Source organism: Streptomyces sp. NPDC057136 (genome assembly GCF_042670885.1).
In the GTDB taxonomy this organism is placed as follows: Bacteria; Actinomycetota; Actinomycetes; order Streptomycetales; family Streptomycetaceae; genus Streptomyces.
The window spans coordinates 57,807-65,582 of record NZ_JBHUUV010000008.1 but is presented as its reverse complement, the minus strand read 5'-3'; the positions used below and the strand labels follow the sequence as shown (position 1 = coordinate 65,582).

Here is a 7,776-nt window from a genome sequence, read left to right as displayed (position 1 = left end):
TTATTTTGATGGGGTTTTAAAGCCCCTGGTTTAGCCTTTTTACTCGCGGTGTGCCGTCGGGCCCCGGGCCCCTCACCCGGGGGCCCCCCGGCCCCCGTACGTACAGGCATGGGACACCGGGCGGCCAACGAGCCCCGCCCGCCCCTGCATTGACCGGATTTAGCCTCCGTTTCCGGCGGTCCCGCCGCCCTCGTCCGGCTGCCGTCGAGCGGGGCCGGATGCGCCGTTGACCGGCACGTGCGACGCCGGTTCCGACCGCTCCCACCGGCCCCACCGCGCTCACCGATCCGCCTGCTGTCCGGAAGGACTCTTCGCATGAACGCTCCGCGCCCGTCCCGCCCCGCGGAAGCCTCGGGCACCTTCGCCCTCGGCGGGGACCTGCCCGTCAACCGCCTCGGATACGGCGCGATGCAGCTCACGGGCCCCGGAATCTGGGGCGAGCCCAAGACCCCGCCGAGGCCGTGCGCGTCCTGCGCCGCGCCGTGGATCTGGGCGTCACGTTCATGGGCACCGCCGACTCCTACGGCCCCTTCGTCAGTGAGCGGCTGATCCGCGAGGCCCTGCACCCGTACGCCGACGATCTGGTCATCGCGACCAAGGGCGGCTACACCCGCTGCGGACCCGGCGGCTGGCGTCCGGTCAAAAAGCCCGAATACCTGCGCCAGCAGGCGGAACTGAGCCTGCGTCACCTCGGGCTCGAACGCATCGACCTCTACCAACTGCACCGCATCGACGCGCAGGTGCCGCTCGCCGACCAGCTGGGCGAGCCCTGGCCTGGCTGCTGCGCCGCTCACCGCGGTCATGCTGCCGATCCCCGGCACCTCCCGCGTCGCCCACGTCGAGGAGAACACCGCGGCCGCTGCCGTCACCCTCACCGACGACGAGTTCGCGGCGCTCACCGAGGCCGTCTGACCACATCCTGAACGACATCGCCGACGGCGGTGGCGTTCAGCCGGTCCCTCAGCCCTGCTGTGGCTCGTCCAGGGACGAGGTGAGCCGCCCGAGTACGTCTTGCAGGGCGATGATCTCCGGCACCGAAAGACCGGTGGCGTCGAGAATTCTGCGCGGAACCGGCAACGCCCGTTCGCGCAGTTCCGTGCCGGCGTCCGTGAGGCGGACGGTCACGGAGCGTTCGTCCTGCGGGCTGCGCCCGCGGACGACCAGTCCGGCCGACTCCAGCCTCTTCAGCAGCGGGGACAGGGTCCCGGAGTCGAGGTGAAGGCGCTCGCCGATCGTCTTCACCTGCTGCGGCCCGTGCTCCCACAGCACCAGCATGGCCAGGTACTGGGGATAGGTGAGGCCCAGATCCTTCAGCGCCTCCCGGTACACCCCGCCGAACGCGCGGGAGGCGGCGTGCAGGGAGAAGCAGACCTGGTGGTCCAGACGCAGCAGTTCCGCATCCGGCAGCTCGGGGGTGGCGCGGGGCGGGCCGGGCGGATCGGCGGCGGGGGTCGGCGAAGGGGTCATGGAACCAGGGTATCTCTTTGGGCCCGATTTAGTTGTGCGCAATTGAATTGTGTGCAACTCTTTGGTTCGAGGGGTGACCGGGCCGGTCACCGCGACAGGAGAGAAGGTCATTCCATGAACGCGCTCTACACCGCTGCCGCCACCGCCAACGGCCGAGAGGGCCGGGCCGTGAGCTCGGACGGCCAGGTCGACCTCCCCCTGGCACTGCCGCCGGCGCTCGGTGGCAACGGCAAGGGCACCAACCCCGAGCAGCTGTTCGCCGCTGGGTACGCCGCCTGTTTCGCCAGCGCGATGGCAGCGGTCGGCCGGGAGATGAAGGTGGACACCAAGGACGTCTCCGTGACGGCCGAGGTCTCGATCGGCAAGGACGACACGGGCTTCGGTCTCGCGGTCGTCATGCGGGTCGAGCTGCCGGCGGCCCTTGAGGGCGAGACGGGCCGCAAGCTGGTCGAGGCCACGCACGCCTACTGCCCCTACTCCAAGGCCACGCGCGGCAACATCGAGGTCGAACTCGTCATCGAGTAGTCGTCATTGACGATGCGTCATGCGTATCGGGCGGGGCGCCGGTTCGTTCATGAACCGCCGGTCCAGGCGAGCAGCCGGTCGACGCTCCACGTCGTGACGACCCGTTCCGCGGGCACCCCGCACTCCTCCGCACGCGCGCAGCCGTAGATCTGCCATTCGAGCTGGCCAGGGGCGTGCGCGTCGGTGTCGACGGAGAACAGCACACCCGCCTCGACGGCCTGCCTCAGCAGGCGCCGGGGCGGGTCGAGCCGTTCCGGGCGGCTGTTGATCTCCACAGCCGTCCCGGCCTCCGCACAAGCGGCGAACACCTGGTCCGCGTCGAACTCGGACTCCGGCCGCGTACGGCCGGCGAGCAGGCGCCCGGTGCAGTGCCCGAGGATGTCCGTATGCGGGTTGCGGACCGCCGCCACCAGGCGCCGGGTCATCGCACCGGCGTCCATCCGCAGCTTGGAGTGGGCGGAAGCGACCACCACGTCCACCTGCTCCAGCAGCTCCGGCTCCTGGTCGAGGGAGCCGTCCGCCAGGATGTCGCACTCGATGCCGGTGAGCAGCCGGAACGGGGCCCACCCCTCATTGAGTTCGGCCACCTCGGACAGTTGCCGGCGCAGCCGCTCGGGCGACAGTCCGTTGGCCACGGTCAGCCGCGGGGAGTGGTCGGTGAGGACCGCCCACTCGTGACCCAGCTCCTGCGCCGCACGGCCCATGTCCTCGATCGGGCTTCCGCCGTCCGACCAGTCCGAGTGCATATGGCAGTCGCCCCGCAGCAGGGCGCGGAGCTCCTCGCCGCCCTCCGTGAGCGGGTCGGTGGCCTCCTTCTCCAGCCGGTCGAGGTACTGCGGAACCGCTCCGCGCTGTGCTTCCCGGATCACCTGGGCCGTCTTCGGCCCGATGCCGTTCACCGACTCCAGCGACCCATGGGCCACCAGCTCCGCCAGGCCGTCCGCCGGGATCGCCACGATCGCGTCGGCCGCCCTGCGGAACGCCTTCACCCGGTACGTCTCGGCCTGTGACCGCTCCAGCAGGAACGCGATCCGGCGCAGCGCGCTCACCGGCTCCATCAGCACCTCCGAAGACGGTCCCAGGGTCTGCAACCAGCTTCGCCGAGTCCCGCCCCGTCCGCACAGCGAAGGTGCGGACATGCGGGGCGGGGACCCGGCGTGAATCAGCGGACGGGCTGCGCCTGCTCCTCGGCTTCGGGGCGTTCGAACTGGGTGCGGTGCAGCTCCTCGTACCTGCCGCTCGCGGCCAGCAGTGCGGTGTGGGTTCCGCGTTCCACGATCCGGCCCTCCTCGACGACCAGGATCAGATCGGCGGCCCGTACCGTCGAGAGCCGGTGGGCGATCACCACGGCGGTCCGGCCCTCCAGGGCCTCGGCAAGGGCTTCCTGCACGGCCGCCTCGGAGGTCGAGTCGAGATGGGCGGTCGCCTCGTCGAGGATCACCACGCGCTGGCGGGCCAGCAGCAGCCGGGCGATGGTCAGCCGCTGCCGCTCCCCGCCGGAGAGCCGGTAGCCGCGTTCGCCGACGACGGTGTCGAGCCCCTCGGGCAGCGAGGCGACCAGACCGTCGAGACGGGAGCGGCGCAGGGCGTCCCAGATGTCGGCCTCGGTGGCGTCCGGCCGGGCGAGCAGCAGGTTGGCGCGGACGGATTCGTGGAAGAGGTGACCGTCCTGGGTGACCATGCCGAGGGTTTCGCGGATCGAGTCGCCGGTGAGGTCGCGTACGTCGATGCCGTTCAGCCGTACGGAACCGGCATCGGTGTCGTACAGCCGGGGCAGCAGCTGCGCGATCGTGGACTTGCCCGCTCCGGAGGAACCGACCAGGGCGACCATCCGGCCGGGCTCGGCGCGGAAGGAGACGTCGTGCAGGACCTCCGTACCCTCGCGGGAGTCGAGCGTCGCGACGTCCTCGAGTGAGGCGAGGGAGACCTTGTCGGCGGACGGGTAGCCGAAGGAGACCCCGTCGAACTCCACGGACACCGGACCGTCCGGCACGCGGCGGGCATCGGGCTTCTCGGCGATCAGCGGCTTCAGGTCCAGGATCTCGAAGACCCGCTCGAAACTGACCAGGGCGCTCATCACCTCGACGCGGGCCCCGGCCAGGGCGGTCAGCGGCGCGTAGAGACGGGTGAGCAGCAGAGCGAGGGCGACGATCGCGCCCGGGTCGAGGGTCCCGCGCAGCGCGTAGTACCCGCCGAGCCCGTAGACCAGGGCGAGCGCCAGGGCGGACACCAGGGTCAGCGCCGTGATGAAGGTGGACTGGGCCATGGCCGTACGGACACCGATGTCGCGGACCCGGCCGGCGCGGGCGGCGAATTCCGCCGACTCGTCGGCGGGGCGCCCGAAGAGTTTCACGAGGGTCGCGCCCGGAGCGGAGAAGCGCTCGGTCATCTGCGTGCCCATGGCGGCGTTGTGGTGCGCGGCCTCGCGCTGCAGCCCGGCCATCTTGGAGCCCATCCTGCGGGCGGGAACGACGAACACCGGCAGCAGGACGAGGGCGAGCAGGGTGATCTGCCAGGAGATGCTGAGCATGACGGCGAGGGTCAGCAGCAGGGTGACGACGTTGGAGACGACTCCGGACAGCGTATTGCTGAAGGCCCGCTGCGCGCCGATGACGTCGTTGTTGAGCCGGCTGACGAGCGCACCGGTCCGGGTCCGGGTGAAGAAGGCGATCGGCATCCGCTGTACGTGGTCGAAGACCGCCGTACGCAGATCGAGGATCAGCCCCTCACCGAGTCCGGCCGACAGCCACCGGGTGAGCAGTCCGAGGGCCGCCTCGGCCACGGCGATGACCGCGATGAGCACAGCGAGCCGGGTGACCACGCCGGTGTCCCGGCCCTGGATGATCGCGTCGACGACTTTCCCTGCCAGGACGGGTGTGGCGACCGCCAGGAGCGCGGTGACCACGCTGAGCGCCAGGAAGCGGTAGATCTGCCGCCGGTGCGGGCGGGCGAAGGAGGCGATGCGGCGCAGTGTCGCCCGGGAGAAGGGCCGCCGGTCCTGCTGTGCGGTCATCGCGCTGTGCAACGACGACCACGCGGTCATTTCCATGCTCATGAGGGTCTCTCCGGAAGATGTCGGACGACGCGGGGTACCCGTCGGCCGGTGGGCCCCGGGGTGTGCGTACAGAAGGCTAAGACCTGAAGCAAGCTTGAGGTCAACCGTTCGGGCGAGTTGGTCCATGAGGCGGTACGCGGCGCGCCGACGGGGGCGCGCGCGCCGAGGCCCTGACCACGTCTGATCGAGGTATGACGGGTCGGCAGAGGGGGGTGCCGTGCATCCGGAGGTGCCGGGGAGTGTCAGGATGGCTTCATGACAATCAAGACCTACTTCGACATCACCATTGACGGCAAGCCCGCCGGGCGGATCGTCTTCAACCTCTTCGACGACGTCGCTCCCAAGACGGTTGAGAACTTCCGTGCGCTGTCCACAGGCGAACAGGGATTCGGCTACGCCGGCTCGCCGTTCCACCGTGTCATCCCGGACTTCATGCTCCAGGGCGGCGACTTCACCCGCCAGAACGGCACCGGCGGCAAGAGCATCTACGGTGAGAAGTTCGCCGACGAGAACTTCACGCTCAAGCACACCAAGCCGGGCCTGCTGTCGATGGCCAACGCGGGCCCGAACAGCAACGGCTCGCAGTTCTTCATCACCACCGTGGTGACGCCGTGGCTCGACGGCAAGCACGTCGTCTTCGGCGAGGTCGCCGACGACGCCAGCATGGAGCTGGTCCGCAAGATCGAGTCGTACGGCTCGCGCGGCGGTCAGACCAAGGCCGAGATCGCCGTCTCCGCCTCCGGTCAGCTCTGATCCGTTCCCCGCATCACACTGTTCGGCCCTGAGCGCCCCGGCCGGTGAATCCACCGCCGGGGCGCTCCGGTTCGTGCGGCCCCGGCTCCGGGCGCCCCGGATGCGCCTGCCCCACGGAGCCGTAGCGTTGCCGACCGGAGACCGATTCGCTCGATTCCTGGCCGGAGTGACGACATGTGCTGGAGCGCGACGGCCGATCTGGTGGCCGGCACCGGCATCGTGGCGATCGGCGTGGCCTGCGTGGCGCGCGCCCGCCGCGCCCGCGATCTGCCGCTCGCCGCGCTCCCGCTGCTGCTCGGCACCCACCAGATCGTCGAGTCCGTGGTGTGGCGCTCCGGTGGCGGTACGGGTCCCGCCACCGTCGCCTGGGCGGTGATCGCCCTCCCCCTGCTGGCCCTGTGGGTGCCGACGGGAGTCCTCTGTGCGGCACCGGCCCGGGCCCGCACCTGGCTGACGGTGCCGCTCGCGGCCGGCATGCTGACCGCCGCGTTCCTGTCGTACAGCCTGGCCACCCGCCCCGTGACGGCCGAGATCCGCGGCCACACCCTCGGCTACGTCCTCGCCCTGCCGCACGCGGGCCTGTTGCTCGCCGGCTACCTCCTGGCCACGGTCGGCTCACTGCTGCTGTCGGCCGACCGGTGGCTCCAGGCACTGGGACTGCTCGTCGGCGTCGGCGCGGCGATCTGCACGGCGCTGTGGCGCCTGGAGTTCCTCTCCACCTGGTGCGCCTTCGCGGCGGTCTGCTCGGTGGTCCTGCTCGGCTGGACCCGACGGGGCCCACCGGGCTGGCATGATCAAGGGTATGGACGAGAGCATCATCGCCGCGTGTGACGGGGCGTCGAAGGGGAATCCGGGGCCTGCCGCCTGGGCATGGGTCGTGGCCGACGCGCAGGGGCGGCCGGAGCGTTGGGAGGCCGGGCCGCTCGGGACCGCCACTAACAACGTTGCCGAACTCACCGCCCTGGCGGAGCTGCTGGAGTCAACCGATCCGGCCGTGCCGGCCGAGGTGCGCATGGATTCGCAGTACGCGATGAACGCGGTGACGAAGTGGCTGCCGGGATGGAAGCGGAACGGCTGGAAGACATCGGGCGGCAAGCCGGTCGCCAACCAGGAACTGGTGACGCGCATCGACGCCCTGCTCAGCGGGCGGAGCGTGACGTTCCGCTACGTTCCCGCGCACCAGGTCGACGGTGATCCGCTCAACGCGCTCGCCGACCAGGCCGCCAGCGTGGCCGCCGTGACCCAGCAGGCCGCGGGGACGGCGCACGGCACCGCCGATCTGCCGGTGCCCGCTCCCGCCCGGTCGACGAAGGTCCGTACCGACAGCGGGACCGCGAAGGGCACCAAGAGCGCCGCGCGCACCGGAACGATCCGGGCGAAGTTCGCCGGACGGTGCCACTGCGGTAAGCCGTACGCGGCGAAGGACATGATCGCGAAGAATCCGAACGGCTGGGGACACCCGGAGTGCCGGACCGCGCCCGCGTAGGGCGTCGCCCGTTCCGTGGTGCGTGACGTGGAGCCCAGGGGCTCGTGACGTGGAGCCCAGGGGCTGAGGGAAAGCCCGGCTCCGTCAGATATCGGCCCAGACCAGACGGCCCGCGAGGCCGGCGCTCGTACCCCAGCGGGCGGCCAGCGCGTCCACGAGCAGGAGACCCCTGCCGTCCTCCGGCAGCTCCTGCGGCTCGGGGCACTCGCCCGGGGCCGTTGCCAGGTCCCCCGGTGGGGTGGGGGACGTAATGTGGCCCCTCTCGCGGTTCCATACGCAGATGCGGACCCCGCTGTGCGAGCGCAGGAGCCGGCACCGGATACGGCGGCTGTTGGTGTGCTGGACGGCGTTGGCGACCAGTTCGGTCACGACCAGGGCCGCGGCCTCGACCCGGTCGCTGGGTTCACCCCAGTCCCGCATCGCCTCCTGTACCCGGCGGCGGCACTCGGGCACGCCTTCGGGGGCGCGGGGTATCCACCAGTTCTGTGCG

At 70.8% G+C, this 7,776-nt stretch carries 8 protein-coding genes and 1 pseudogene; 5 read left to right on the top strand and 4 right to left on the bottom strand.

Annotated elements, in window-relative coordinates:
* Window positions 1-315: 315 nt before the first annotated feature.
* Window positions 316-912 (top strand): annotated as a pseudogene (locus tag ACFT7S_RS12690) (aldo/keto reductase).
* Window positions 913-960: 48 nt separating this feature from the next.
* Here the strand turns inward: ACFT7S_RS12690 and ACFT7S_RS12685 are convergent.
* On the bottom strand, window positions 961-1,467 hold the full coding sequence (locus ACFT7S_RS12685; protein ID WP_382730390.1) for a MarR family winged helix-turn-helix transcriptional regulator: 507 nt from the start codon (window positions 1,465-1,467) through the stop codon (window positions 961-963).
* A 114-nt stretch (window positions 1,468-1,581) separates the two neighbouring features.
* Between ACFT7S_RS12685 and ACFT7S_RS12680 the strand changes: the two genes are divergently transcribed.
* On the top strand, window positions 1,582-1,992 hold the full coding sequence (locus tag ACFT7S_RS12680) for an Ohr family peroxiredoxin (RefSeq protein WP_382730387.1): 411 nt from the start codon (window positions 1,582-1,584) through the stop codon (window positions 1,990-1,992).
* Between the two features lie 47 nt (window positions 1,993-2,039).
* Here ACFT7S_RS12680 and ACFT7S_RS12675 read toward each other — a convergent pair whose 3' ends face one another.
* Window positions 2,040-3,050 (bottom strand): PHP domain-containing protein, encoded by a 1,011-nt coding sequence (locus ACFT7S_RS12675; protein WP_382730386.1) that lies wholly within the window; start codon window positions 3,048-3,050, stop codon window positions 2,040-2,042.
* Between the two features lie 104 nt (window positions 3,051-3,154).
* A complete protein-coding gene (locus ACFT7S_RS12670; protein WP_382730383.1) occupies window positions 3,155-5,047 on the bottom strand; it encodes an ABC transporter ATP-binding protein in 1,893 nt (630 codons plus the stop codon).
* 255 nt (window positions 5,048-5,302) lie between these two features.
* Between ACFT7S_RS12670 and ACFT7S_RS12665 the strand changes: the two genes are divergently transcribed.
* From ACFT7S_RS12665 to ACFT7S_RS12655, 3 genes are all read left to right on the top strand, one after another.
* Window positions 5,303-5,800, top strand: a complete 498-nt coding sequence (locus tag ACFT7S_RS12665; RefSeq protein ID WP_382730380.1) for a peptidylprolyl isomerase — start codon at window positions 5,303-5,305, stop codon at window positions 5,798-5,800.
* 174 nt (window positions 5,801-5,974) lie between these two features.
* A complete protein-coding gene (locus ACFT7S_RS12660) occupies window positions 5,975-6,631 on the top strand; it encodes a DUF6629 family protein (RefSeq protein ID WP_382730378.1) in 657 nt (218 codons plus the stop codon).
* Window positions 6,603-7,286 carry a ribonuclease H gene (locus tag ACFT7S_RS12655; RefSeq protein ID WP_382730376.1) on the top strand — a complete coding sequence of 228 codons (684 nt, stop codon included), beginning with the start codon at window positions 6,603-6,605 and terminating at the stop codon, window positions 7,284-7,286. The genes ACFT7S_RS12660 and ACFT7S_RS12655 overlap by 29 nt, the downstream gene beginning before the upstream one ends.
* 84 nt (window positions 7,287-7,370) lie before the next feature.
* On the opposite strand, the gene ACFT7S_RS12650 is transcribed toward ACFT7S_RS12655, so the two are convergent.
* The gene (locus ACFT7S_RS12650) at window positions 7,371-7,760 is read right to left on the bottom strand and encodes an ATP-binding protein (RefSeq protein WP_382730836.1); all 390 of its coding nucleotides are present in this window, start codon (window positions 7,758-7,760) and stop codon (window positions 7,371-7,373) included.
* Between the last annotated feature and the right edge of the window lie 16 nt (window positions 7,761-7,776).